At 68.4% G+C, this 23,836-nt stretch carries 15 protein-coding genes and 1 tRNA gene; 6 read left to right on the top strand and 10 right to left on the bottom strand.

From position 1 onward, the window contains the following. Window positions 1–37 precede the first annotated feature (37 nt). From ACJQWM_RS04005 to ACJQWM_RS03970, 8 genes are all read right to left on the bottom strand, one after another. Window positions 38–1,372 (bottom strand): TldD/PmbA family protein, encoded by a 1,335-nt coding sequence (locus tag ACJQWM_RS04005; RefSeq protein ID WP_332701698.1) that lies wholly within the window; start codon window positions 1,370–1,372, stop codon window positions 38–40. 17 nt (window positions 1,373–1,389) lie between these two features. Beyond that, a complete protein-coding gene (locus tag ACJQWM_RS04000) occupies window positions 1,390–3,024 on the bottom strand; it encodes a TldD/PmbA family protein (protein ID WP_332702087.1) in 1,635 nt (544 codons plus the stop codon). 11 nt (window positions 3,025–3,035) lie between these two features. After that, on the bottom strand, window positions 3,036–4,667 hold the full coding sequence (locus ACJQWM_RS03995; protein WP_332701700.1) for a TldD/PmbA family protein: 1,632 nt from the start codon (window positions 4,665–4,667) through the stop codon (window positions 3,036–3,038). A gap of 254 nt (window positions 4,668–4,921) precedes the next feature. Next, on the bottom strand, window positions 4,922–6,184 hold the full coding sequence (locus ACJQWM_RS03990; protein ID WP_332701702.1) for a dicarboxylate/amino acid:cation symporter: 1,263 nt from the start codon (window positions 6,182–6,184) through the stop codon (window positions 4,922–4,924). 151 nt (window positions 6,185–6,335) lie between these two features. Further along, a complete protein-coding gene (locus ACJQWM_RS03985) occupies window positions 6,336–7,109 on the bottom strand; it encodes a L,D-transpeptidase family protein (protein WP_332701704.1) in 774 nt (257 codons plus the stop codon). 155 nt (window positions 7,110–7,264) lie between these two features. Next, complete coding sequence (locus ACJQWM_RS03980; RefSeq protein WP_332701706.1) at window positions 7,265–8,203, bottom strand: MurR/RpiR family transcriptional regulator; 939 nt, start codon at window positions 8,201–8,203, stop codon at window positions 7,265–7,267. A 4-nt stretch (window positions 8,204–8,207) separates the two neighbouring features. Next, on the bottom strand, window positions 8,208–9,302 hold the full coding sequence (locus tag ACJQWM_RS03975) for a dipeptide epimerase (RefSeq protein ID WP_332701708.1): 1,095 nt from the start codon (window positions 9,300–9,302) through the stop codon (window positions 8,208–8,210). A gap of 205 nt (window positions 9,303–9,507) precedes the next feature. After that, complete coding sequence (locus ACJQWM_RS03970; RefSeq protein ID WP_332701710.1) at window positions 9,508–11,010, bottom strand: C40 family peptidase; 1,503 nt, start codon at window positions 11,008–11,010, stop codon at window positions 9,508–9,510. Between the two features lie 284 nt (window positions 11,011–11,294). On the opposite strand from ACJQWM_RS03970, the gene ACJQWM_RS03965 reads away from it, so the two are divergent. From ACJQWM_RS03965 to ACJQWM_RS03945, 5 genes are all read left to right on the top strand, one after another. Further along, the gene (locus tag ACJQWM_RS03965; protein WP_411306671.1) at window positions 11,295–12,854 is read left to right on the top strand and encodes a transglutaminase-like domain-containing protein; all 1,560 of its coding nucleotides are present in this window, start codon (window positions 11,295–11,297) and stop codon (window positions 12,852–12,854) included. 25 nt (window positions 12,855–12,879) lie between these two features. Further along, window positions 12,880–15,906, top strand: a complete 3,027-nt coding sequence (locus tag ACJQWM_RS03960; protein ID WP_332701712.1) for a TonB-dependent receptor — start codon at window positions 12,880–12,882, stop codon at window positions 15,904–15,906. Between the two features lie 144 nt (window positions 15,907–16,050). Beyond that, window positions 16,051–17,271, top strand: coding sequence for a dipeptidase (locus ACJQWM_RS03955; RefSeq protein ID WP_332701714.1), 1,221 nt, complete (start codon window positions 16,051–16,053; stop codon window positions 17,269–17,271). Further along, entirely contained in the window at window positions 17,268–18,860 is a 1,593-nt protein-coding gene (locus tag ACJQWM_RS03950; protein WP_332701716.1) for a serine hydrolase, read from the top strand. Before ACJQWM_RS03955 ends, ACJQWM_RS03950 begins: the two co-directional genes overlap by 4 nt. Window positions 18,861–19,010: 150 nt before the next feature. Beyond that, window positions 19,011–19,991, top strand: coding sequence for a serine hydrolase domain-containing protein (locus ACJQWM_RS03945; RefSeq protein WP_332701719.1), 981 nt, complete (start codon window positions 19,011–19,013; stop codon window positions 19,989–19,991). Window positions 19,992–20,257: 266 nt separating this feature from the next. On the opposite strand, the gene ACJQWM_RS03940 is transcribed toward ACJQWM_RS03945, so the two are convergent. Continuing rightward, a tRNA-Ala gene (locus ACJQWM_RS03940) sits at window positions 20,258–20,333 on the bottom strand. Window positions 20,334–20,506: 173 nt separating this feature from the next. After that, on the bottom strand, window positions 20,507–21,607 hold the full coding sequence (gene rnd, locus ACJQWM_RS03935) for a ribonuclease D (RefSeq protein WP_332701721.1): 1,101 nt from the start codon (window positions 21,605–21,607) through the stop codon (window positions 20,507–20,509). A gap of 137 nt (window positions 21,608–21,744) precedes the next feature. Between rnd and ACJQWM_RS03930 the strand changes: the two genes are divergently transcribed. Next, window positions 21,745–23,619, top strand: coding sequence for an SUMF1/EgtB/PvdO family nonheme iron enzyme (locus tag ACJQWM_RS03930; RefSeq protein ID WP_411306670.1), 1,875 nt, complete (start codon window positions 21,745–21,747; stop codon window positions 23,617–23,619). The last annotated feature ends 217 nt before the right edge of the window (window positions 23,620–23,836 follow it).

Here is a 23,836-nt window from a genome sequence, read left to right as displayed (position 1 = left end):
GGATTATGGTTCGACGATGCTCGCCTGCGCCCATCGCTCAGACCGCATCCGACAGCGAAGTGAAGGTGAAGTCGCGCAGCTTCATCGGCGGGATCATCATCACGAAGCTGGAGCCGTCGCCGCCCACGCGCATCGGCTTGCCGAGCTCGTCGATGTTGTTGAGCATGATCACCGGCGACTCGTTGAAGCGGAAGTTCTTGACCGGATAGCGGATCACGCCGTTTTCGATGTAGAACGTGCCGTCGCGGGTCAGGCCGGTCAGCAGCACGGTCTGCGGGTCGACCATGCGGATGTACCAGGTGCGCGTGACCAGGATGCCGCGCTCGGTATCGCGGACCAGGTCGGCGGTGGACTTCTCGCCGCCGGCCATCAGCAGGTTGCCGGGCTCGCCGACCGCGCGCTTGCCTTTTTCCTTCGCCCAGAAGCGCGAATACTGCAGGTTGGCGATCTTGCCGTCCTCGACGATCGCCATCTTCTCGCGCGGCAGGCCCTCGCCGTCCCACGGCAATGCCGGGGCTTCGGTGTTCCACGGGTCGGCGGTGATGTTGACGCGCGGGTCGTAGACCTGCTCGCCGAGCTTGTTGCCGCCGCCTTTCTTCGACAGGAAGCTGCGGCCTTCGTCGGCCTGGCGCGCATCGAAGAACCGCATCATGAAGGAGATCAGGCCGGCGGCCGCGGCCGGCTCCAGGATCACCGTGTACTTGCCCGGTTCCAGCGCCTTGGCGTCGGCCGAATCGCGCGCCTTGCGGATCGCGGTGCGGATGTCGCTGCCGGCATCGAACTTGCCGACGTCGCTGAGGTTGCGCGCGACCCAGCCCGAGCCGCGGCCGTCCTCGGTGCGCACGGTGCAGGTGTAGTCCATTGCCGAGGACTTCTGGTAGGCGAAGTTGCCGTTGCTGTTGGCCATCGCGAAAAAGCCCTGGCCGTCGGCGAGGAAGCCCGCCGCGACCAGGCCATCGGCCTTGCACGGCGCGATCGAGTCGGCGGCGACCTGGGCCCGGTAGGCCGGGGTGATCGCGGCGGTGGTGGCGTTGAAGGTCGGGCTCGGCTGGTAGGCCTGTTTGCCGATCGCCGGGACGAACTCGGGGTTCTCCGGGGCGAGCTTGGCCAACTCTTCGGCGCGCCCCACCACGCGGGCCAGCGCCGCATCGTCGAACTCGTTGATCGTCGCGGTGCCCACGCGCTTGCCGAACGCCACCTGCACCGCAAGCTCGGTATTGCTGACCAGCCCGCTGGTGGAGACGTTGTTGAGGGCGAAACGGATGTTGCCGTCGACCGCGCCCTGCAGCGTCGCGGTGCACTCGTCGGCGCTCGACAGCGCGACGACCTTGTCGAGGATGGTCCTGGCTTCCTGTTCGGTGAACATACCCATATCGAATCTCCTGGCGCTCAGCCGAGGCTGCGTGCGGTGTTGATGACGTTGATGCCGTCGAAGCGTGTGGTGCTGGAACCGTGCGAGACCGCAGAGACCTGCGAGGGCTGGCCCTTGCCGTCGAAGAACGAGCCGCCGAGGCGGAAGTCACGCTCATCGCAGACCGCACTGCAGGCGTTCCAGAACTCCGGGGTGCGGATCTGGTAGGCGACGTCCTCGATCATGTGGGTGACCTGGCCGTCCTTGACCTCGAAGAACAGCTGCCCGCCGAACTGCGCGTTGTAGCGCTGCTGGTCGATCGAGTACGAACCACGGCCCAGGATGTAGATGCCGTTGTCGATCTGCTTGACCATCTGCGCCGGCGACAGCTCGGACTTGCCCGGCGCCAGCGAGACGTTGGGCATGCGCTGGAACTGCACGCTGGACCACGAGTCGGCGTAGGAGCAACCCTGCGAGGCGGACTCGTCGATGATGTGGGCCTGGTCGCGGGTGGCCTGGTAATTGACCAGCACGCCGTCCCTGATCAGGTCCCAGCGCTTGCCCGGGATGCCCTCGTCATCGAAGCCGACCGCGCCGAGCGAGTGCGGCTGCGTGCGGTCGGCGAAGATGTTGACCTGCTCGCTGCCGTAGCGGAAATCACCGGCGCGCCACTTGTCGAGCGTGGCGAAGCTGGTGCCGGCGTAGTTGGCTTCGAAGCCGAGCACGCGGTCGAGCTCCAGCGGGTGGCCGACCGACTCGTGGATGGTCAGGAACAGATGACTCGGGTCGAGCATCAGGTCGTACTTGCCGGGCTTGACCGATGGAGCCTTGAGCTTGGCCTGGGCATCGCGCGCCGCGGCCGCGGCGTCGGCGACGATGTCGTAGGAGTCCGAATACATCACCACTCCGCCGGGCAGCTCGAAGCGGTGCTCCGGGCGCGCATCGAGGAACTCGTAGCCCATGCCCATCGGCGGGGACAGCCCGTCGCGGGTGCGGAACCTGCCGCTGTCCTTGTCGATCGCGGTGACGGTGAACGGCGTCCAGATGCGGTGGATGTCCTGGTCGATGTAGGAGCCGTCGGTGGAGGCGAAATACTTCTGCTCGTTGACCTGGAACATCCGCGAGGCGACGAAGCTGGCGCCGGCGCCCATCGCCGCGGCATTGGTCGCCATCAGCAGCTCGACCTTGTCCTTGACCGGCACCGCCATCGCGTTGCGCTCGATCGGCGTGGCCCAGGCGACCTCACCGACACCGGATGCGGGCGCCAGCTGCACCGGCGCGGTGCTGGTCTTCGCGTTGGCCTTGGCGATCGCCAGCGCCTGGCGCGCGGTCTCGGCCACCGCGTCGCCGCGCAGGTCGTTGGTGGCGGCAAAGCCCCAGGCGCCATTGGCCAGCACCCGGATGCCGACGCCGGTCGACTCGGTGTTGACGATGTTCTCGACCTTGTCTTCCCGGGTGGTGATGAACTGGCGGAGGTAGCGGCCGATGCGCACGTCGCAGTAGCTCGCGCCGCCGGACCTGGCCGCTTCCAAAGCTATATCGGCCAGGCGCTTCTTCACTGCTACGTCGATGCGTGTGGTCAGCTCCTCGGCCGCGATCGCGCGGCCGAACGCGGGCATCAGCAGCAGGCCGAGCCCGGCGCCGGAAGCCTTCAGGAACTCGCGACGATGGATGCCCTCCGCCATCAACCCAGGTTCCGCGCGGTGTTGATGACATTGACGTCGTTGAACCGCGCCGTGCTCGAGCCGTGCGAGACCGCAGACGACTGCGAGGGCTGGCCCTTGCCGTCGAAGAACGAGCCGCCGAGGCGGTAGTCGCTTTCGTCGCAGACCGCGGCGCAGGAGTTCCAGAACTCCGGCGTCCGGATCTGGTAGGCCACGTCCTCGACCATGCCGGCGATCTGACCGTCCTTGATCTCGTAGAACAACTGGCCGCCGAACTGCGCGTTGTAGCGCTGCTGGTCGATCGAGAACGACCCGTCGCCGATGATGTAGATGCCCTTTTCGACGTCCTTGATCATGTCGGCGACGCCGAGCGGCGTCTTGCCCGGCGCCAGCGAGACGTTGGGCATGCGCTGGAACTGCACGCTCGACCACGAATCGGCGTAGCAGCAGCCCTGCGAAGCGTCCTCGCCAAGCATGTGCACCTGGTCGCGGATGCCCTGCAGGTTGACCAGCTTGCCGTCGCGGATCAGGTCCCAGCGCTTGGTTTCCACGCCCTCGTCGTCGTAGGCCACCGCGCCGAGGCTGCCCGGCTGGGTCTTGTCGGCGAACACGTTGACCTGCTCGCTGCCGTACTGGAAGCGGTCGCGGACCTTGTCGAGCGAGACGAAGCTGGTGCCGGCGAAATTGGCCTCGAAGCCGAGCACGCGGTCGAGCTCAGTGGGGTGGCCGATGGATTCGTGGATCGTCAGCCAGGTGTGCGAGGGGTCCAGCACCAGGTCGTACTTACCCGGCTTGACCGAGGGCGCCTTGAGCTTCTCGCGCGCCTGTTTGGCTGCGGCAATCGCGTCCTCGCGCATGTCGTAGGCGCTGCGGTAGTTGACCACGCCGTTGGGCGAGACGACCTTTTCGGACGCGCCGCCATCGAGGTACTCGAAGCCCATGCCCATCGGCGCGGAAAGCCCTTCGCGGGTGCGGAACTTGCCGCTGGCCTTGTCGATCGCGGTGACCGTCATCGGCGCCCAGATGCGGTGCACGTCCTGGTCGATATAGGAGCCGTCGGTGGAGGCGAAGTACTTCTGTTCGTTGACCAGGAACAGCATCGAATTGACGAAGTCGGCGCCGGCTTCCATCGCGTCGGCATTGACCCCCAGCAGCAGGTCGGCCTTGTGCTTGATCGGCACCTCCATCGCGTTGGTGCGGATCGGCGTCTTCCACGACACCTCGCCGACCCCGGCCACCTTGGCCAGTTGCACCGGTGCGGTCTGGGTCTTGGCGTTGGCCTTGGCAATCGCGGTCGCCTGGCGCGCGGCGTCGGCCACGCCCTGGGCACTGAGGTCGTTGGTCGCGGCAAAGCCCCAGGCGCCGCCCGCGAGCACGCGGATGCCGATGCCGGTGGACTCGGTGTTGACCACGTTCTGGACCTTGTCCTCGCGGGTGATCACGAACTGGCGCAGGTAGCGGCCGATGCGCGCATCGCCATAGGTCGCGCCGGCGTCCGTCGCAGCCTGCAAAGCGGTGTCGGCCAGCGACTTCTTCATCGCCACGTCGAGCGGCTCGGGCAGCGCTTCGGCTGCGACCACGCGGCCCCAGGCCGGAAGCATCAGGCCGGCGAAGCCGACGCTACTGATCGTGAGGAACTGTCGTCTATCCATCGTGATGCTCCAGCGGTACGGCCTGCGGCGCATCGCCACCATCGACGGCGGCGGACGCACAGATACAGATATGAGGAGAAGAAAATCGACCCGCATCGACTCTGCTGGCCGGACCCGGCAGCGTCAAGTGACCTTCGGCACACGCTGTGGACGGCGGCCTTGCCGAGCGTGGCGGATCACCGGAACAGTGACGTAGGGCGGGTCTTGGCCCGCCGTGGGTGCCACGGTGCCGGTCGGCGGGTTGAAAACCCGCCCTACGGTGAATCGGCCGCGGGCGCCGCCGGCATGCGCCTTGCCACCACACTGGTCGCGGTCAGATCGGCGGTGACGTTGCCCAGGGTCGCGAACACGTCCGGGATGGTGTCCACCGCCAGCAGCAGCCCCAGCGGGGCGACCGGCAGCCCCATCGCCTGCGCGACCGGCAGGTTGGTCGCCATGAAGCTGACCTGCCCGGGCAGCCCGACCGAGCCCAGGCTCACCACCACCGCCAGCGCCGCGCCGGCTGCCAACTGCGCTGCGCCCAGCTCGATGCCGTAGGCCCAGGCGATGAACGCGGCGGCGCTGATGTATTGCACCGGGCTGGTGATGCGAAACAGCGTGACCGCCATCGGCAAGACCAGCGCGGTGACCTGCGGCGAATACCCGAGCCGGCGATTGGCCGATTCCAGCATGGCCGGCAGCGATGCCAGTGACGACTGGGTGCTCGCGGCGACTACCTGGGCCGGCACGATGGCCACGGCGAAACGCCGGATCGGTTCGCCGCCCCAGATCAGTGCCACCAGCAGCATTGCCGCGGTCACCGCCAGGTACAGCAGGCATTGCAGTGCGATGTAGAGGCCCAGCGCGCTCAGCATGCTCAGTCCCGAGCGCGCGCAGACCGAGAGGATCAGCGCGAACACGCCCACCGGCGCGGCCCACAGCACCCAGCGCACGATCACGATCATCGCCTCGCTGATGCCCTGGAAGAACTCCACCACCAGCGTGCGCCGGGCGGCCCCGATCCGGGTCAGCGCGAATCCGAAGAACAGCGCGAACACCACCAGTGGCAGCATCGCGCTCTCCGCGGCGGCGGCGATCGCGTTGCTGGGAATGATGCCGGTGACCCAGTCGGCCCAGCTGGCTGGCGCCGCCGCGGCGACCGGCTCCAACGGCGATCCGGACAGCGCACCGCCCAATGCCGCGGCCAGTGCCGGGTCGTGCGGCACCAGCGACAGCAGGCCGGGTGCGGCGATCGCGGCGAACAGCGCGGCCATGCCCAGCAGCGCGACGAACACGCCGATCGCGCGGCGCGCGGTGCGCCCCGACGCCGCCGCGTCGCTGGCCGTGGTTACCCCCACCACCACCAGCGACAGCACCAGCGGCACCACCGTCATCTGCAGCGCGTTGAGCCACAGCCGGCCGATCGGCTGCACCGCATCGGCCACGCGCACCGCCAGCGCGGCGTCGCCCCATGCCAGGGCGAGGCCGACCAGGGCGCCCAGGACCAGGGCGAGCAGGACACGGGAGGTCATCGACATGCGCAGGTCTCGTGGTGAGGTTGGGTCGAGCGGCGCCAGGAGCGCGCAGGCAATGCGTAGAGCCGAGCTTGCTCGGCTGCTGTGTCCGCGGCGACTCGAAGGAACACGAGGGCGCTCGTTCGCTCACATCGCCGGGCAGCGACCAGAGTGTTCACCGGGGCAGATGCCATGCGTCCTTCAAGCGATCGTATTCATGCTCAGGCAGCAGCACGAAGACCGGCCGCCGCGCCGGCTGCAACCACGCCAGCAATGCGTCCATAGCCGCGGGGTCCATCGCGGTGCAGCCGGCGGTCGCGGCGTCGGGGGATTTCCACAGGTGCGCGAAGATGCAACTGCCCGCGCCAGCCTGCGCGACGGCGTTGTGCTCGATCACGAAGCCGAGCCGGTAGCGCTGGTCGCCGCCGGCGTGCAGGTCACGACGCATCGGTTCGGTCGAGCCTTCGACCGCCCCGTCGCCGACCTCGTCCGCATCGACGATGCGGTTGTACAGCGGCGAGTCGCTGACATCGATGCAGTAGTGCGACGCCTGCATCGGCGTGTAGCGCAGCGCGGTGTCGGCGGTGGCGGCGTAGCCGAACGCCGGGCCGATCGCGAACACCCCGGCCGGCGCGCGGCCGTCGCCTTCGCGCTTGACCGGGCCATCGGCCTGGGCGTCATGCAGGCCCAGGCCCCAGGCGGCGCCAGAGCGGCCGATGGTGACCGGTGTGGACGAGCCAAGCTCACGCCATGCACCCGCGTCGCGCTCGTAGCGGTGCAGGGTGCCCTGGGCGCTGTCCCAGCCGGGTACGGTGACCAGCACCAGTTGCCGGGTGGCGGCCCAGCGTGGCGACGCGGCAGGCTCGCCGCGCGGGTGGGCGCAGCCGGCCAGCACGAGCAGGGCCAGTGTGAGCAGCAGGGAAAGGCGGTCAGTGGGTGTATTCGGCATGCAGCGCATCCTGGAAGCGGGTTGTGAAGTCCCCCCTTTGGAAAAGGGGGGACAGCGGGGATTTGCTCTTGCTCTGCAGGTCATGAACAGCAACAGCGACAGCAAATCCTCCCCAACCCTCCTTTTCCAAAGGATGAAGCACAAAAAAGGCGACATCAGGGCTCCAGCATCGGCTGGATTCGCGCCAGGTTGGCGCGCAGTTGTTCGTGGCGACCGCCGCGGTCCTCGCACAGCAGCACGAACAGCCGGTCCAGCAGGTGCTGCAGCGCGCAGTGGTAGAGCAGCGGCTCGATGTGCGGGCGCTCGTCGTGCGCCGAGACCAGCAGCGAGGCATCGGCATGGGCCCGCAGCGGATTGGAGGTGTGGCGGGTCACGGTGACCACGGTGCCGCGGCGTTCGCGGAAATAGCGGCTGATGTGGCACAGCGCGGGCTGCTTGCCGTGTTCGGAGAACACCAGCAGCACATCGCCCGGACCGGCGGCCGATACGCTCGCGGCCATGTGCGCGGTGTCGAAATTGCGCACGGTGCGGATGCCAAGCAGTGACAGTTTCAGCGCGAACGCGCGCGCGTGGATGTCGTCCTCGCCCAGGCCGATGATGAACACCGTGCCGGCCTTGCCGAGGGCCGTTGCGACCGCGGTGATCGCTTCGGCCGGGTTGATCGAGCGGGTTTCCTCCTCGGCCTCGGTCTTGCTGCGCCACAGGTCGTCGGCCATCGCCGCGTGCGGATCGGCATCGCTGGCGGTGGCAATCTCCAGGGCGTCGCCATTGTCGGCGCGGGCGATCGCCTCGCCGATGGAGTACTTGAGGTCCGGGTAACCCTTGAAGCCGAGTTTCTGGCAGAACTTGACTACACTCGATTGGCTGATCCCCAGCGCATTGGCCAGTTGCTGGGAGGAGTAGTCGCGCAGCAGTTGCGCATTTTCGAGCACGAAGTCGGCAATGCGGCGCTCGATCGCCGACATCTGGTCGCGCTCGGCGCGGATTCTGACCAGTGGTGTGGTGACCAGCGGTGTCTTCACCAAGAAGCTCTTGAGCAGCGGTGTCCGGGGCGACGGTGCCTTCACCAGCGGGGCCTTGATCAGTGGCGACATGAGGTCATGCGATGGTTTCCATGCCGTGGATCTCGCGGATGCCCAGCCCCGGCGCATCGGTCACGGTGATTTCCGATTCGTTGAAGATAACGCCCCCGACCACCGGATTGAACTGGCACAGCGAGGGCCCGTCCAGATCGATCTTGGTGATCGCGTCGCTCTTGGCCACCGCCACGTGCACCGCCGCGGCCACGCTGATGCTGGTCTCGAGCATGCAGCCGATCATGCACTCGACCCCGTGCATCGCCGCGATGTCGGCAATCCGGATCGCGTTGGAGATGCCGCCGGTCTTCATCAGCTTGATGTTGATGATGTCGGCCGCGCGCATGCGGATCAGCTCGATCACCTGCATCGGGCCGAACACGCTCTCGTCGGCCATGATCGGGGTATGCACGCGCTCGGTGACGTAGCGCATGCCTTCCACATCCTGCGCCTTGACCGGCTGCTCGACCAGCTCCAACCGCACCCCGGCGTCCTCCAGTGTCTGGATCGCGTACACCGCCTGCTTGGCGGTCCAGCCCTGGTTGGCGTCCAGCCGCAGCAGGGCGCGGTTCTCCACCGCGGCGTAGATCGCCTTGATGCGTTCGATGTCGACGCCGATGTCCTTGCCGACCTTGATCTTCAGCGACTCGAACCCGCGGTCCACCGCGCTGATCGAATCGGCCACCATCTTGTCGATGTAGTCGACGCTGATGGTGATGTCGGTGGTGATGACCGGGTCGCCGCCACCGAGCAGCTTGTATACCGGCGCGCCATAGAGCTGGGCGAACAGGTCGTAGACCGCGATCTCGACGGCGGCCTTGGCGCTGGAGTTCTTTTCCATCGACGCCTGGATCAGGCCGGTGATGCGGTTGAGGTCGGCGATGTCCTCGCCGATCAGGCGCGGGGTGAGGTAGTACCGGATCGCTTCCACTATCGAGCCGTGGGTATCGCCGGTGATCACCGCGGTGGCGGGCGCCTCGCCGTAGCCGATATGGCCGCTGTCGGTATGCACCATCACCACGATGTCCTCGACCGTGTCGACGGTGCGCAGCGCGGTCTTGAACGGCGTCTTCAACGGGACCCGCAGCATGCCGAACTGGATGTTGGTGATTTTCATGGATGGTGATCAGCGGGGAAGGAGTGGGCGCTGCGGGCGGACAGAGGGGAGCTGGGAATGGGGAGCAGCGAGCGGGAAACGCTTGGGTGCGCGGTGAGAGCGGAGTGGTGGAACCCTATGGATCCGCGCCGATCAGGCGTCGTGATCGATCCGTTCCGGGTCCCCCGTCCTCTGATCCCTGCCTCGGTGGATTCGCTCCCGCTCCTCATTCCCGCGCTCCACCATGTACCCGCACCACGCTGGTCATGCGGTCCACATAGCGCTCGCGCTCGTTGAACATCATCGGCAACAACGGGGTCACGGCCACGCCGTTGAGCTGCATTCCCACCAGGCTGCCGTCGGCGCCCAGGTAGTTGCCGCCGTTGGTGTCGTGGATCACGTAGGGCGCGCCGTCGACATGGCCGATCACCATCATCACGTGGCCGGGGATGTAGACCAGGTCGCCGACCTGCAGCTCGGCGACCGCCGCCTCGCGGGCCGCGCCGCCGGGCGCGTCGCCAAACGTCGTGTGGTCGAACGCCGGGCTCACCGCCTGGTCGCTGGTGTTGCGCGGCAGCTGCACGCCCATGCTGCGGTAGACCTCCGAGACGAAGCCGCTGCAGTCGCGCGCATCGTAGGCGTGGCCCCAGCCATAGCGCTCGCCGAGGAACTTGAAGCCCTGCCCGATCAAATTGGCCGGGGTCAGCGGCAGATAGTCGGCAGCGCTGTCGGCGCGCCGGGGCAGCAGCGCGGGGGAGAACGCCACCGAGCCGTCGGGCTCGCGCACCGGCAGTTTCAGGACATGCGAGGTATAGGGGTGCTGGCCATTGACCGGCTCGTCCGGCGCGACCTCCGCCAGCGGCACGCGCACGCCCATCTCGAGCTGCAGCTGCGACACGCGCGGCGCCTCGCGGGTGTACACGGTGCGCTCGGTGGCGCCGGTGATGACGCGGTAGGGCGCCTGGTCGGCATACCCGAACACCTCCTCGCGGCTGCCCTCGGCCACGTGCGCCCTCTCGATCCATGCCGCGTAGCGCGGACTGAGCACGAACAGCCAGTCACCATCGGCACTCTCGTGCGCGATCAGCACCGGGGTGCCCGGGAACAGCGCGCTTTCCTGCAGCCGGTCGATGTCGGTTTCGCCGCGGCGGCTGAACATGCGTTGCGCGGTCGGGAAGCCGCGTAGCGCGGCGCGACGCACGACCAGGCCGTATCCGGTCGGGCGAGTTTGCGGAATCGCATTCAGCGCGAGGTTGTCGACCATGGCATCCAGTGTCGCCGCCGGCACCGGGACGCCGTCGACGTCCCAGCGTTCCGAGGTCGGCCGCTTCGACAGCGCCTCGATCCAGCCGCGCACCCGCGCCTGATCGAGTTCGGCGGGCACGGCGCGCAGGTCGTACATCGACCCATCGAGCCGTTGCAGACGGTCGTTCTGTGCGGCGATCCCGGCGCGGTCGAGCAGCACTGGGTCGACCCGCTCGGAACCGGTTTGTTCCAGGCGGTCGATCCAGAACCGTGGCGTGAGGTGCTGCTGCTCGATCCCGATGACGCCGTGCACCGGCACCGGCATCCAATCGGCGGCGTGCGGCTGGCGCGCGTGCAGCGGTGCGCCGGCAAACGCCAGCAGCAGCAGCGCCGCCGCTCCCAGGGAGGCGGCGGCGAGCGCGGGGACCGGCGATCGCGCGCGGTCCGAACGTACGCGGTTCAAGTGCAGCAAGGGCAGTCGCATGGGTTCACCTGCTCAGTGCGATGGGGGTTCGACACGACGGCCTCCGGCGCGGCCTGGTTCGGCTTGCCCTGGCCGGTGCGCCCCGGGGCGCGCCGGATCTTCGGGCGTGCGTGTCGGATCATCATCCCTTGCCGTTCCCCATCGCGCATGGTCGTGCAGCGCGGTTGTGCAGTGCAGAATAAGTCATTCTTATAGCACGAGTATTAAGAATAAATTATTGACCGCTGTCCAGCGCCATGCTACACAGCGCCACAGGTGGGTTTCTAAACGGGGACGCAATACGCTTGGACACGGTGCAAGCCCTTGTCTCGACCGCTCGCGGCTGGCGCGGCGCCGGTGCGTTGGCGCTGCTGCTGGCGCTGCTGCTCGGCGCCGGTGGCGTGCCGGCCGGCGATGCCGCGGGCGACAGGGCGGACCAGGTCAGGGCGCTGGTCGATGCCGGCGATTTCGCGGCGGCCGAAGCGGCGATCACCGCCAGCCTCGCGCAAGTCGACACCCGCGGCGACACCCGCACCGCACTGGCGTTCGAACGTGAACGCATGCGTCGCATCCTGATCGACTTCCACCGCAGTCAGGAGGAGGTGCTCGGGCGCCTGCGCGAACTGGTCCCGGACCTCCAGGACACCGAATTCTCGCAATGGAAGCAGGCCGGGCTGCTGGAGCACCGCGTGATCGATGGCCGCACGCTGTACTTCAGCCGCGCGGTGCCGAACCTGTTCCGCCTGAGCCCGCAGGCCGCCGCGCGCCGCGCCGAGCAGACTCCCTTCAGCGAAGGTCCGATGGAGTCGGTCAACGCGCACCACGCCGCGGTACGCGCGCAGGCACTGGCCAGCGGCACCACCAGCGTGCTGCCGCGGCGGGTACGGGTCAGCCAGACGCTCACGCTTGACGCCGACGCGGTACCGCCGGGCGAAACGGTGCGGGCCTGGATCCCGTTCCCGCGTGCGATCTCCGGCCAGCAGGAGGACATCAGTCTGCTCGACAGCATCGCTGGCGGCAGCATGCCGGCCCACAGCATGCCCGCCGCGGCAGTGGTCGCACCCGAATCGGCCGCGCAGCGCACGGTCTATCTGGAAGCGCCCGCGCAGGCCGGGCAGCCGACCGAATTCTCGATCAGTTACGAGTTGACCCTCTTCGCGCGCTACTTCGGGATCGATCCGGAACAAGTGCAGCCGGCGCCGGCCACGGCCGAACTCGCGCAGCACCTCGGCGAACGGCCGCCGCACATCGTGTTCACTCCGGCGCTGCGCGCTTTCTCGCGCCAGGTGGTCGGCGATGAGACCGATCCGTACCGGATCGCGCAGAAGCTTTTTGCCGCCGTCGACCGGATTCCGTGGGCCGGCGCGCGCGAGTACTCCACCATCTCCAACATCAGCGACCACGCGCTGCACGCCGGCCATGCCGACTGTGGCCAACAGACCCTGCTGCTGATGACACTGCTGCGCCTCAACGGCATCCCGGCGCGCTGGCAGTCGGGCATGGTCTATGGCGAGGACGGTTACTGGAACCTGCACGACTGGGGCTGGCTGTACCTGGCGCCCTACGGCTGGGTGCCGATGGATGTCACCACGGGCCGCTTCGAAGGCGCCACCGACGCCAACGGCGCCAGCCTGGAATGGTTCTACCTCGGCGGGCTGGACGCCTATCGCATCGCCTTCAACGACGACTACGGCCGCGATCTGCAGCCCGCCAAACGACACTTCCGTTCCGAAACCGTCGACTCCCAACGCGGAGAGGTCGAGTGGAGCGGCGGCAACCTGTACTTCGATCAGTGGGACTACGGCTTTGAAGCGCAGGTGCTGCACGACGAGCCGACCACCATTGACACAACACCACACGACTGACCGACCTACATCTGCCGGAGGGGGCATGAACAACAACGTATTGCACAGAACCGCGCTGTCGATCGCCATGGGGCTCTGCCTGGCATCGCTGGCACCGATGGCCATCGCCCAGGACGGATCGGTGGTAGGCCGCTCCGCCGCAAATGCACAGGTCACGGTGCGCAGCCCAGACACCGGCTTTACCCGCACGGTCACCGCCGACGCCGACGGCAACTACCGGTTTCCGTTCCTGCCGGTCGGCAACTACACGCTGGAGGCCACCCGCGATGGGGCGGCGATCGCCGAACCGATCAACGTCACCGTCAGCCTCGGCAATGCGACCGTGGTCAGCACCACGGCCGGAGCGGTCTCGACACTGGGAACGGTCGAGGTGGTCGCCTCGCGGGTGATCAACGCCGTGGACGTCACCTCGACCGAGTCGGCCACCAACATCACCGCCGAGCAGCTCGAGCGCCTGCCGGTGGAGCGCAACGTCAGTTCTGTGGCGCTGCTCGCGCCGGGCGTCGCCAGCGGCAGCGCCAGCTTCGGCGGCGTTTCCTTCGGCGGCTCCTCGGTCGCGGAAAACGCGTTCTACATCAACGGGCTCAACGTCACCGATTTCTACAACCGGGTCGGGTTCTCCGAGGCGCCGTTCGACTTCTACCGCGAGTTCCAGGTCAAGACCGGCGGCTACTCGGTCGAGTTCGGCCGCACCACCGGCGGCGTGGTCAATGCGGTGGCCAAGTCCGGCAGCAACGAGTTCCACTACGGCGCCAAGCTGGTGTGGACGCCGGAGGACTGGCAGGCCAGCCAGCGCGACAGCTACTTCAACGGCGAGCGTTATCTGACCCGCAGCCGCGACACCAGCGATTCGACCCGGATGAACGTGTGGGCGTCGGGACCGATCGTGCAGGACCGCCTGTTTTTCTACGCCATGTACGAAGGGCGCAAGGTCGAGCCGCAGAACACCGACAACGCCGGCACGAGCCTGACCGAGGGCGACTCCGACGATGGCTTCTGGGGCACCACGCTGGACTGGCAGCTGACCGACAGCAACCTGCTGAGCCTGATGGCGTTCTCCAACGAGAACCGCATCGACAGCAGCACCTACGGCTACGACTTCGACACCGATACCGTCGGCCAGAAGCTCAGCGACAGGTACTCCGAGAGCGGCGGGCGCAACTGGGCGCTCACCTGGACCTCCTATCTCACCGACAACCTGTCGATGAAGCTGATGCACGGCCGCAGCGAGCGCAACAGCGTGACCGCCTCCCCGAACGACGCCGAATGCAACTACGTGACCCGCGGGACAGGGGTGGAGGACCCCGGCGTGCCGCTGGGTTGCACCAGCAATGCCACGATCTACGACCGCAACGACGAGCGCGAGCAGACCCGCGCCGATTTCGAATGGGCGCTGGGCGACCACCTGCTGCGCTTCGGCGTCGACCGCGAGTCCAACACCTCCGACCTGGACCAGGCCTACGCCGGCCCCGGCGGCATCCAGTACAACGTCTTCGCCACGAGTCCAGGCGCCCAGATCCCGGGTGCCGGCATTGTGCCGCCCGGCTACAACGCCTACGTGCGCGCCCGCCGGTACGTGGTCTTCGGTGAGTTCGAGAGCACCAACAACGCGTGGTACATCGAGGACAACTGGTCGATCGGCGACAACTTCATCCTCAACCTGGGCCTGCGCAACGAGCGCTTCGACAACAAGGACGCCGAGGGCCGCAGCTACATCGAGATGGACGAGATGTGGGCGCCGCGGGTCGGATTCTCCTGGGACATGCGCGGGGACGGCACGACCAAGCTGTTCGGCAACGTCGGCCGTTACTTCCTGCCGGTCGCGAACGTGATCAACATCAAGCAGGCCGGCGCGCTGCTGGACGAGCGCACCTACTACGGATTCGATGGTTGGCAGATCGAGGAGCGCAACGGCGTGCAGTACGCGGTGCCGATTCTCGGCCCGCAGTTCGGCTTCGACAACAGCCAGGGCGACGGCAGCGTCGGCGACCTGCGTGCGGAAGTCGACGCCGACATGGACCCGGTCTACCAGGACGAGCTGATCCTCGGCTTCCAGCAGCAGCTCAGCCAGACCTGGTCGTGGGGCGTGCGCGGCATCTACCGCAAGCTCAACAACGCCATCGACGACATGAACATCAACGCCACGCACTGCGGGCGGGTCGCCAGCAGCTGGGTTATGGGCAACCCCGGCGAGGAGGCCACCATCTGGGGCGACACCAATTGCGACGGCGTGGCTGATGGCTACCTGACCATCGATACCGCGACGGCGGGCTACTGGACCGAGGCCGACAACTACCAGTTCATCGACGGCCGCTGGAGGTATGTCAGCTCCACGCCCACCGGCCAGCGTGGCTGGGTGAAGCCCAGGCGCACCTACGAGGCGCTGGAATTTCAGGTCGATCGTGCCTGGGATGACAAGTGGATGTTCAATGCGTCGTACACGCTGTCCTGGAACAAGGGCAACGCCGAGGGCCCGGTCAACACCGACACCAACTTCGGCGACACCGGCCGCACCGAGAACTTCGACGATCCGTTCGTGAACCTCGACGGCTACGGCCCCCTGGCCAACGACCACCGCCACCAGTTCAAGCTGCGCGGCACCTATGCGCTGACCGACCAGTGGCGCGTGGGCGCCACCCTGGACGCGCGCTCGGGAGGTCCGATCACCGCGTTCGGCGTCGGCAACCCCTACAACTGGAAGAGCTATCACAGCTACTACCTGTGTGTGGAGAACTGCACGCGGCCGGTGGATGCGAGCGAAGGCGACACCTGGAGCACCGATGACCGGATCTTCGAGCATTCCCCGCGCGGCGGCGCCGGGCGCATGCCGTGGATCTTCGACATCGGCGCGAGCATCGCGTACGAGCGTTCCTTCGGCCCCTCCACGTTCAGGGCCAAGCTCGCCGTCTACAACCTGCTCGACAGGCAGGAGCCGGTCTGGGTCTACCAGGAGCTGGAACCCGGCGTCGGCGATCGCAACGAGTTCTTCGGCCAGGAGCGCTTCCTGCAGTCGTCGCGCTACGGCCAGTTGACACTCTCGCTCGACTTCTGAGCCAATCCCCCTTGGCGGCCTGTGCGAGCAGGCCGCCTTTTTTTTTGGCCCCGCCGGCGAACAGACGGGATGGATTGGCGGGCCGCACGAGTTCGCTGCTGATGCTGGAGTGCGGCTGCTTCAGGTGGAGATGATTCTTTGGGAATGACCCGTTTCACGAAACTCTGCGGCGTCGCCGCCCTCGCGCTGGCGCCACTGGCGGGCGCTGGTGCCGAGCTCGCGCATGACGGGCTGCTGACGATCGACACGCACGTCGACATCCCGCCGACCTACATGCGCGAGGCGCGCTACGACGTCGGTGGCGACACCGCGCTGAAGGTCGACCTTGGCAAGATGGAGCGCGGCGGCCTAGACGCGGCGTTCTTCGTGATCTATGTCGAGCAGGGGCCGCTGACGGCGGCAGGCTACGCCGACGCGATCGCCCAGGCCGAGCGCAAGTACGCCGCGATCGAGTTGATGCTGGCGCGCTACCCCGGCCGCATCCGCCTGGCGACCACCCCGCGGCAGGTCCGCGAGCACCACGCCGGCGGGCTGCTCTCGGCGATGATCGGGATCGAGAACGGCTACTCGCTCGGCCGCCGACTCGACCTGTTGGATGCCGTCTACGCCCGCGGCGCGCGTTACCTCGGGCTGACCCACACCGGCCACAACGCCATCTGCACCAGCTCGGGCGCGCGGCCGGAATTCGGTGACGCCCCAGCCGGCGACGTCGGGCTGAGCCGGTTCGGTCGCTCGGTGCTGCAGCGCGCGAACGCGCTCGGGATCATGCTCGACGTCTCGCACGCGTCCGACGCCTGCGTGCGCGACGTGCTGCAGGCCACGGCCGCGCCGGTGATCGCCTCGCACTCGTCCGCCCATGCGCTGGTCCCGCACCCGCGCAACATCAATGACGCATTGCTGCGCGGCATCGCCGCCAATCGTGGCGTAGTGCAGGTGGTCGCCTACAGCGGCTTCCTCAAGCTCGATCCCCAGCGTGAGGCGGCCGTGGCCGCGCTGCAGGAAGCCGTTGCGCGGCAGGCCGGCGCGACCGAGTTCGACAGCGACCGACACGAGGAACTGCCGGCGTACCGGCAAGGCCTGGCGCGGATCGAGCGGGAACACCCGGTAGCGACGCTGGATGACTACCTAGATCACATCGAGCACGCGGTGCAGGTCGCCGGGATCGAGCATGTCGGGCTGGCGTCGGACTTCGACGGTGGCGGCGGCATCACCGGCTGGCTCGATGCGAGCGAGACGCCGAACGTCACCGCGGGATTGCGCCGGCGCGGCTTCAGTGACGAGGACATCGCCGCCCTTTGGGGTGGCAACCTGCTGCGGGTGTGGAGCGAGGTCGAGCGGGTCGCGCGTGCGGAGCGTGCGCAATGACGCCACCTGCCGCCAGCCCTCTCTGGGTCCGCGCCTGCGCAGGGATGACCGCCTGGATGGTACTGGCCGTCGGCGGCTTCGCCTGGGCATCCCCGGCACCACCTGCGGATCATCAGCACTTCGATGCCGTCATCGACGAGGTGATCGCCCGCTACCAGCTCCCCGGCATCGCCGTCGGCGTGATCGAGGACGGAGATATCAGCTACGTGCGCACCGCCGGCGTGGTGGTCGCCGGGTCGGGCCGGCCGATCACCCCGGACACGCTGTTCAAGATCGCCTCCAACTCCAAGGCCATGACCGCCAGCGTGCTGGCGCGCCTGGTCGATACCGGCAAGCTGCGCTGGGACGATCCGGTCCAAAAGCACCTGCCGCAGTTCCGCATGCACGACCCATGGGTCAGCCGCGAGATGCAGGTGCGCGACCTGCTGATCCACAACAGCGGCCTGCGCGAAGGCGCCGGCGACCTGATGTTGTGGCCGGAGCCGAACCATTTCGACCGCGAGGACATCATCGCCGGTCTGGCGCATTTGGAACCGCAGCACAGCTTCCGCTCGCGCTATGCCTACGACAACCTGCTTTACGTGGTCGCCGGCGAAGTTGCGGCAGCAGCCGGCGGCGCGTCCTACGAGGAACTGGTGCGGCGCGAAGTGTTCGAACCCCTGGGCCTGTCGGGCTGCCGCGTCGGCCAGATCGACCGCGATGCGGTGGCCGATATCGCCCAACCGCACATGCGCCGCGACGGGCGCAACGTCGTGATCCGTGCCGATCGTGCGGTGATCCCGGCGATTACCTCGGCCGCGGCCGGCGGCATCCGCTGCAGCCTCGATGACATGCTGGCGTGGGCGCAGAACTGGTTGGCGCCGACGCCGCAGCAGCAGGCCTGGCTGTCGCCGGAGCAGCGCCGCGCGATGTGGACCGCGCACATGCCGATGCCGATTTCGCAGCGTCGGCGCGACTGGAACGGCAGCCACTTCTACGCCTACGGTTATGGCTGGCGACTTGCGGATATCGACGGGGTCTGGAGCGTGTCGCACACCGGCACGCTGGCGGGCATGTACTCGGTGCTGCACCTGTTGCCGGAGCAGCGCTCGGGCTTCGTGGTGCTGATCAACGGCAGCGGCGGCGAGGCGCGCACGGTACTCGACCAGGTGCTGGCCGAGCATTTCACCAAACCGCAATCGACGGGCTCGGTTGCGCGGTACGCCGAGGAGCTAGCCAGCCAGTCATCCGCGCCGGACCGACCGGCGGAACCCGATACCTCCTCGCGCCGGCCGGCCACCGTGCAGGAGCTGGCGCGCTGGCTCGGTACCTACCGCGATCCCTGGTTCGGCGAAGTCACGGTATGCGAGCGCGCGGGCGGGGTGCAGTTCGAGTCGGCCAAGTCGCCGATGCTGGTGGGCGAGGTGATGCGCGTGGGCGAGCGTTACCTGGTCGACTGGCACGAGGACAGCGTGGACGCCGAGGCATGGCTGAGCTTCGCCGGCGGCGATGACGGCTCCACCCTGGGGATGGCCAAGGTCGATCCCGAAGCGGACTTCAGCTACGACTATGAAGACCTCGCATTCACCCGCACCGCTGCGTGCCGTTGACGCCGCGCCGGCCTGCACCGATGTCCCGATGGGTCGAGCATGGCGCCTGCCCCGGTCGCTGAAGCCGCATGGCCGCCGGTGTCGCGCGCGACCGCGGTCGCTGCCGTCCGGTCGTGCCGGCCGGCCGGGTGCGCCGACGATGCCGAGCGCATGAGCGAAGCAGTCGACCGCCTGATGCAGCGATACCAGGGCGCCGTACCGGGTGCTTCGGTGCTGGTGGTGCGCAACGGCGAAACGCTGGTGCTGCGCAGCTATGGAGTGGCCGATCTCGAGCAGGGCATCGCGACCACGCCGTCGACCAACTACCGGCTGGCCTCGGTGACCAAGCAGTTCACCGCGGCCGCGGTGCTGATGCTGGCCGAGGACAGCCGCCTCGGGCTGGACGATGCGGTGCGCCGGTGGTTGCCGTCGCTGCATCCCGCCGCGGATGCAGTCAGCATCCGCCACCTGCTCACCCACACCTCCGGCCTGGTCGATTACGAGGACGTAATCCCCGCGACCGCCACCGCACAGCTGCGCGACGCGGATGTATTGCGGCTGCTGGCGCCGCAAAACCGGTTGTACTTTCCGCCCGGCGGCGGCTACCGCTACAGCAACAGCGGCTACGCGTTGCTGGCGCTGATTGTGGAGCGCGCATCCGGGCGTGCGTTTTCCAACTTCCTGCGCGAACGGATCTTCCTGCCAGCCGGTATGGACGGCAGCCTGGTCCAGGTGCCGCACGGGCCGACGGTGCAACATCGCGCCTACGGCTACAGCGAACTGGATGCCGGCTGGGCTCGCACCGACCAGGACCGGACCAGCGCGGTGCTCGGCGATGGCGGCATCTATTCCTCGGTCCAGGACCTCGCCCGATGGGACGCCGCGCTGTACGGCAACGGGCTGCTGGGCGCTGCGTCGCGGCGGCTGGCGTTCAGCCCGGCCACCGCCACCGACGTGCGCGGCATCCAGTACGGCTACGGCTGGCGCATCAGCGGCGACAGCGTCTGGCATTCGGGGGAAACGATCGGGTTCCGCAACGTGATCGTGCGTCACCCGCGGCAGCGGCTGAGCGTGGTGATCCTCAGCAACCGCAACGCGCCGGAGCCCTACGCCACCGCGAAGGCGATCGCCGCGCGCTTCATGGCGCGATGAGCGCCTGTGCTGCCGCTCTCTGCAGCGGCTGCATCGTTCGGCGTGATCGGTAGAGCCGAGCTTGCTCGGCTGTTCTTGTCGCGACGCGGCAGTGGAGCGAGCTCCGCTCTACGCCTGCCGCAGCCGAGCGCCTCGGCCGGGTGCAGTCGCGTCGCGCGCTTGCACATGGATGGCGTTCCCAGGACGGATGACGCCCAGCTGGGCAACGGCCCAGGGTGGGAAAAACCAAAAAAAAGGCCGCGATTGCTCGCGGCCTCTTGATTTCGTGGTGGAGCGGAGGGGGATCGAACCCCTGACCTCCACGATGCGAACGTGGCGCTCTCCCAGCTGAGCTACCGCCCCACGAAGGATGCAAGTCTAGCGGGCCGGAATGGCCAACGCCAGTCCGGTGCCGGTGCACTCGCCAGTTGTTGTAGAAGCGGCTTCAGCCGCAATCCTGAAAGATCGCGAGCGGTAATCGATGCGATCGCGGCTGAAGCCGCTCCTACAAAAAGCGATGCCGGGCGTACGCGAGTTCAGCCAGGTGCCGGGGCGAGCAGCGGCGCCAGCGCCGGCTCCAGCGCCGCGCGGCGCCAGCCGCCGATCGCGTCCGGCCATTCACCGGTATCAAGCAACATCTCCAGCCAGCGCTTGGAGGCGAGCACGCCGTCGGGCAGGCCGAGTTCGCCGCTGCGGGTGGCGACCGCGTCCTGCAACCGGCGCAGGCGCTGCTTGTCGCGGCGTTCGGCCATGCCCGCGTCCGGCGCATCGGCTTCATCGTCCAGCGGGGTGTCCAATGCCGACCAGATTGCATCGCCGAGCTTGCGCGGCGCCTTGGGGTGGGCGTCCAGCTGCTGCTGCAGCGCGGCGCGGTCCGGCGGCGGCAGGCGCGCCAGGGCGACGGCGAGCTCGTTGTCCAGGATCCAGGTGCGCGGACGATCGCTCTTGCGGGCATAGGCGTCGCGCCAGCGCAGCAGCCGGATCAGCCGGTGCTGGGCCTCACGCTCGAGGAACTGCGCGCTGCGCATCGACAGGTGCGGCCAGCGCTCGAACGTCTCGTTCTCGGCATTGAGCACGATCCGCACGGCGTCTTCGGCCAGCCACTGGAGGCGATCGAGCTGGCCGAGCTGGCCATCGAGCACATCGTGCATCTCGAACAGGTGGCGCACGTCGTCGGCGGCGTATTCCAGCTGCGCCGGCGACAACGGCCGGCGTAGCCAGTCCGAGCGCGTCTCGCCCTTGGCCAGCGCCACGCCGGTGACCTGCTCGACCAGCTTCTGGTAGCCCAGCCCGCTGCCGATGCCGGCGAGCGCCGCGGCCAACTGGGTATCGAACAACGGCTTGGGCACGACCCCGCAGGCACGTTTGAACGCGACCAGGTCCTCGCTCGGGCTGTGCATCACCTTCAGGATCGCCGGGTCGACCAGGATTGGCGCAAGCGCCTCGGCCATGCCGGGCACCAGCGGGTCGACCAGCAGGATGTCCTCGCCATCGCTGCCAGCCAGCGCAATCTGCACCAGCGCGAGTTGCGGCCAGTAGGTGCGCTCGCGGATGAATTCGGTGTCCAGACCGATCCGGGCCGGGGCGATGGCGAAGCGCGCCTGCAGCGCGGCGGGGTCTTTGATCCAGATGGGCACGGGTGGGGTATTCAGGACGAATTTGCCGGGGCGGGCGACAATAGCCTACTTTCGCCGGAGCCGAAGCGGTTCCGGTCCCGCCGCGGCTGCCCCGATGCGCCCTTCGACCGGCGCAGGTGGCACCAGGCACCGCGGCCATGAAACATGGAGGACGCTTGCGCGAGATCGCACTGGCATCACTGATGGCGCTGGGCCTGCTGGCCGGGTGTTCACGCGAGCAGCCGGCCGACGCGGCGCAGGAGCCGGCAGCGCCGGAGGCCGGTACCGCCGCGCCACGCGCGCCGATCGTCACGGTCAGTGCCGACCAGGCGGTGTCGCCGGTGCCGCCGTGGCAGGTCCCCGCAGTGGAGGTCACCGACGAAAACGCCGAGGAGCTCCAGGCCCGCGCCGAGGCCGCGCTGGAGGCCGGCGAGTTGATCGGTGAGCCCGACTCGGCCATCCCGACCTATCTGGCGCTACGTGCGCACTCGCCGGGCGACGAGGTGATCGGGCAGTCGCTGCAACGCGCGCGCGAGGCGCTGCTGGAGCAGGGCGAGGCCGCACTGCAGCGCATCGATGCCGACCCGCAGTCGCTGCGCGAGGCGCACCAGATCGCCGCGGTCGCGCGGGTGCTGGCGCCCGAGGACGAGGCCGTGGTCGCCTACCTGGACCGGCTCGAGACGATCGACCTGGCCCAGCGCGCCAACCGACTGGGCGAGCAGGCGCTCAACGAAGGGCGGATCGGCGAGGGCGGCAGCGGCGGTGCGCTGGCGCGCTTCCGCGAGGCGCTGGAACTGCGTCCCGGCGACGTGCGTGCGCAGCAGGGCCTGGCCGCCGCCGAAAGCGCGCTGATCCGGCGTGCCGAGAATGCCTCCGAGCGCAACGCTTTCGACGAAGGCGAGCGCTGGCTGACACGTGCCGAGGCGGTACGTCCCGGCACCGATACCGTCGGCCATGCCCGCGCACGCATTGCCGGGCAGCGGCGGGCACGGATCGGCGACCTGCGCGACCGCGGCATCGCCGCACTCTCGCGTGTCGACGGCCTCGATCAGGCGCGGGCGCGTCTGGCCGAGTTGCTGCTGATCGCGCCGGCGGGCGATCCGGCCGCGGCCGAGCTGCGCCACCGCATCGACCTGGCCACGCACTACGGGTTGTTCCGGCCCGGCCAGGCCTTCACCGATGCGCTTCGCAACGGCGGGCGCGGCCCGGAGATGGTGGTGATCCCGCACGGCGCGTTCCGGATGGGCGCCGCAGATGGCGAGGCGGGCGCGACCGATGCCGAACGGCCGGCGCGCAACATCCGCCTGTCGCGGGGGCTGGCGATGTCGCGGCACGAGATCACCGTCGAGCAGTTCCGGCATTTCGTCAGCGCCACCGGCCACCGCGCGCGCGCGACCCGGCGCGGCTACTCCACCGTCTACGACGAGCGCAGCGGCAACCTGGTGCGGCGCAGCCGGGTGGACTGGGAATCGGACTACGCCGGTGAACCGGCGGCGGACCACCTGCCGGTGGTACACATCAGCGCGCGCGATGCGATGGCCTATGCCGAGTGGCTGTCGGAGCAGACCGGGGCGACTTATCGGCTGCCGAGCGAGGCCGAATTCGAATACGCGCTGCGCGCCGGCAGCCAGGCGCGATTCCCGTGGGGCGACGGCACACCGCCACCGCGCGCGGGCAACTTCACCGGCGACGAGGACGTCTCGCCGAGCGGACGCCGCTGGCGCAACGCGTTCGAGGACTATGGCGACGACGCGTGGGGCCCGACCCCGGTCGGGCGCTACAGCGCCAACGCGTTCGGGCTGCATGACATGGCCGGCAACGTCAGCGAATGGGTCGCCGACTGCTGGCACGACGGCTACCGACGCGCCCCGGACGATGCCCAGGCCTGGGTCAATCCCGGTTGCCGCTCGCGGGTGATCCGCGGCGGCTCGTGGGCGAGTTCGCCGGAGCAGACGCGCTCGGCCTGGCGTCTGTCCGGCGAAGCCGACACCACCAACGCGCGGCTGGGCTTCCGCGTGGTGCGCGAGATCTGAGGGTTCGGAGATTATGGGTCCGCAAAGGACGCGAAAGGCGCAAAAGAGAGCGGGGCGGAAAAGTTCTGCCACGGCCCACCGGACCGCTCGTGTGGGAGCGCCCCATGGGCGCGATCGGGACCGGCTTGCGACATCTGCCGCGGTCGCATCGCATGGGGCGGCCAACCTGCGCGTGCCGTTGTGTTGTCGCGCGCCCTCATCCGCCTTTCGGGCACCT

The sequence above is a fragment of the Novilysobacter longmucuonensis genome (assembly GCF_046600735.1).
In the GTDB taxonomy this organism is placed as follows: domain Bacteria; phylum Pseudomonadota; class Gammaproteobacteria; order Xanthomonadales; family Xanthomonadaceae; genus Novilysobacter_A; species Novilysobacter_A longmucuonensis.
This window is presented reverse-complemented; position numbering and strand designations above follow the sequence as displayed.

What these genes read in the sequence shown, in the direction of transcription:
- ACJQWM_RS03945 (WP_332701719.1), top strand. Translation starts at nt 19,011, where the DNA reads ATGAGCGAAGCAGTCGACCGCCTGATGCAGCGATACCAGGGCGCCGTA.
- ACJQWM_RS04005 (WP_332701698.1), bottom strand. Translation starts at nt 1,372, where the DNA reads ATGGGTATGTTCACCGAACAGGAAGCCAGGACCATCCTCGACAAGGTC.
- ACJQWM_RS03960 (WP_332701712.1), top strand. Translation starts at nt 12,880, where the DNA reads ATGAACAACAACGTATTGCACAGAACCGCGCTGTCGATCGCCATGGGG.
- ACJQWM_RS03955 (WP_332701714.1), top strand. Translation starts at nt 16,051, where the DNA reads ATGACCCGTTTCACGAAACTCTGCGGCGTCGCCGCCCTCGCGCTGGCG.
- ACJQWM_RS03970 (WP_332701710.1), bottom strand. Translation starts at nt 11,010, where the DNA reads ATGCGACTGCCCTTGCTGCACTTGAACCGCGTACGTTCGGACCGCGCG.
- ACJQWM_RS03975 (WP_332701708.1), bottom strand. Translation starts at nt 9,302, where the DNA reads ATGAAAATCACCAACATCCAGTTCGGCATGCTGCGGGTCCCGTTGAAG.
- ACJQWM_RS03995 (WP_332701700.1), bottom strand. Translation starts at nt 4,667, where the DNA reads ATGGATAGACGACAGTTCCTCACGATCAGTAGCGTCGGCTTCGCCGGC.
- ACJQWM_RS03985 (WP_332701704.1), bottom strand. Translation starts at nt 7,109, where the DNA reads ATGCCGAATACACCCACTGACCGCCTTTCCCTGCTGCTCACACTGGCC.
- ACJQWM_RS03950 (WP_332701716.1), top strand. Translation starts at nt 17,268, where the DNA reads ATGACGCCACCTGCCGCCAGCCCTCTCTGGGTCCGCGCCTGCGCAGGG.
- ACJQWM_RS03980 (WP_332701706.1), bottom strand. Translation starts at nt 8,203, where the DNA reads ATGTCGCCACTGATCAAGGCCCCGCTGGTGAAGGCACCGTCGCCCCGG.
- ACJQWM_RS03990 (WP_332701702.1), bottom strand. Translation starts at nt 6,184, where the DNA reads ATGTCGATGACCTCCCGTGTCCTGCTCGCCCTGGTCCTGGGCGCCCTG.
- ACJQWM_RS03930 (WP_411306670.1), top strand. Translation starts at nt 21,745, where the DNA reads ATGAAACATGGAGGACGCTTGCGCGAGATCGCACTGGCATCACTGATG.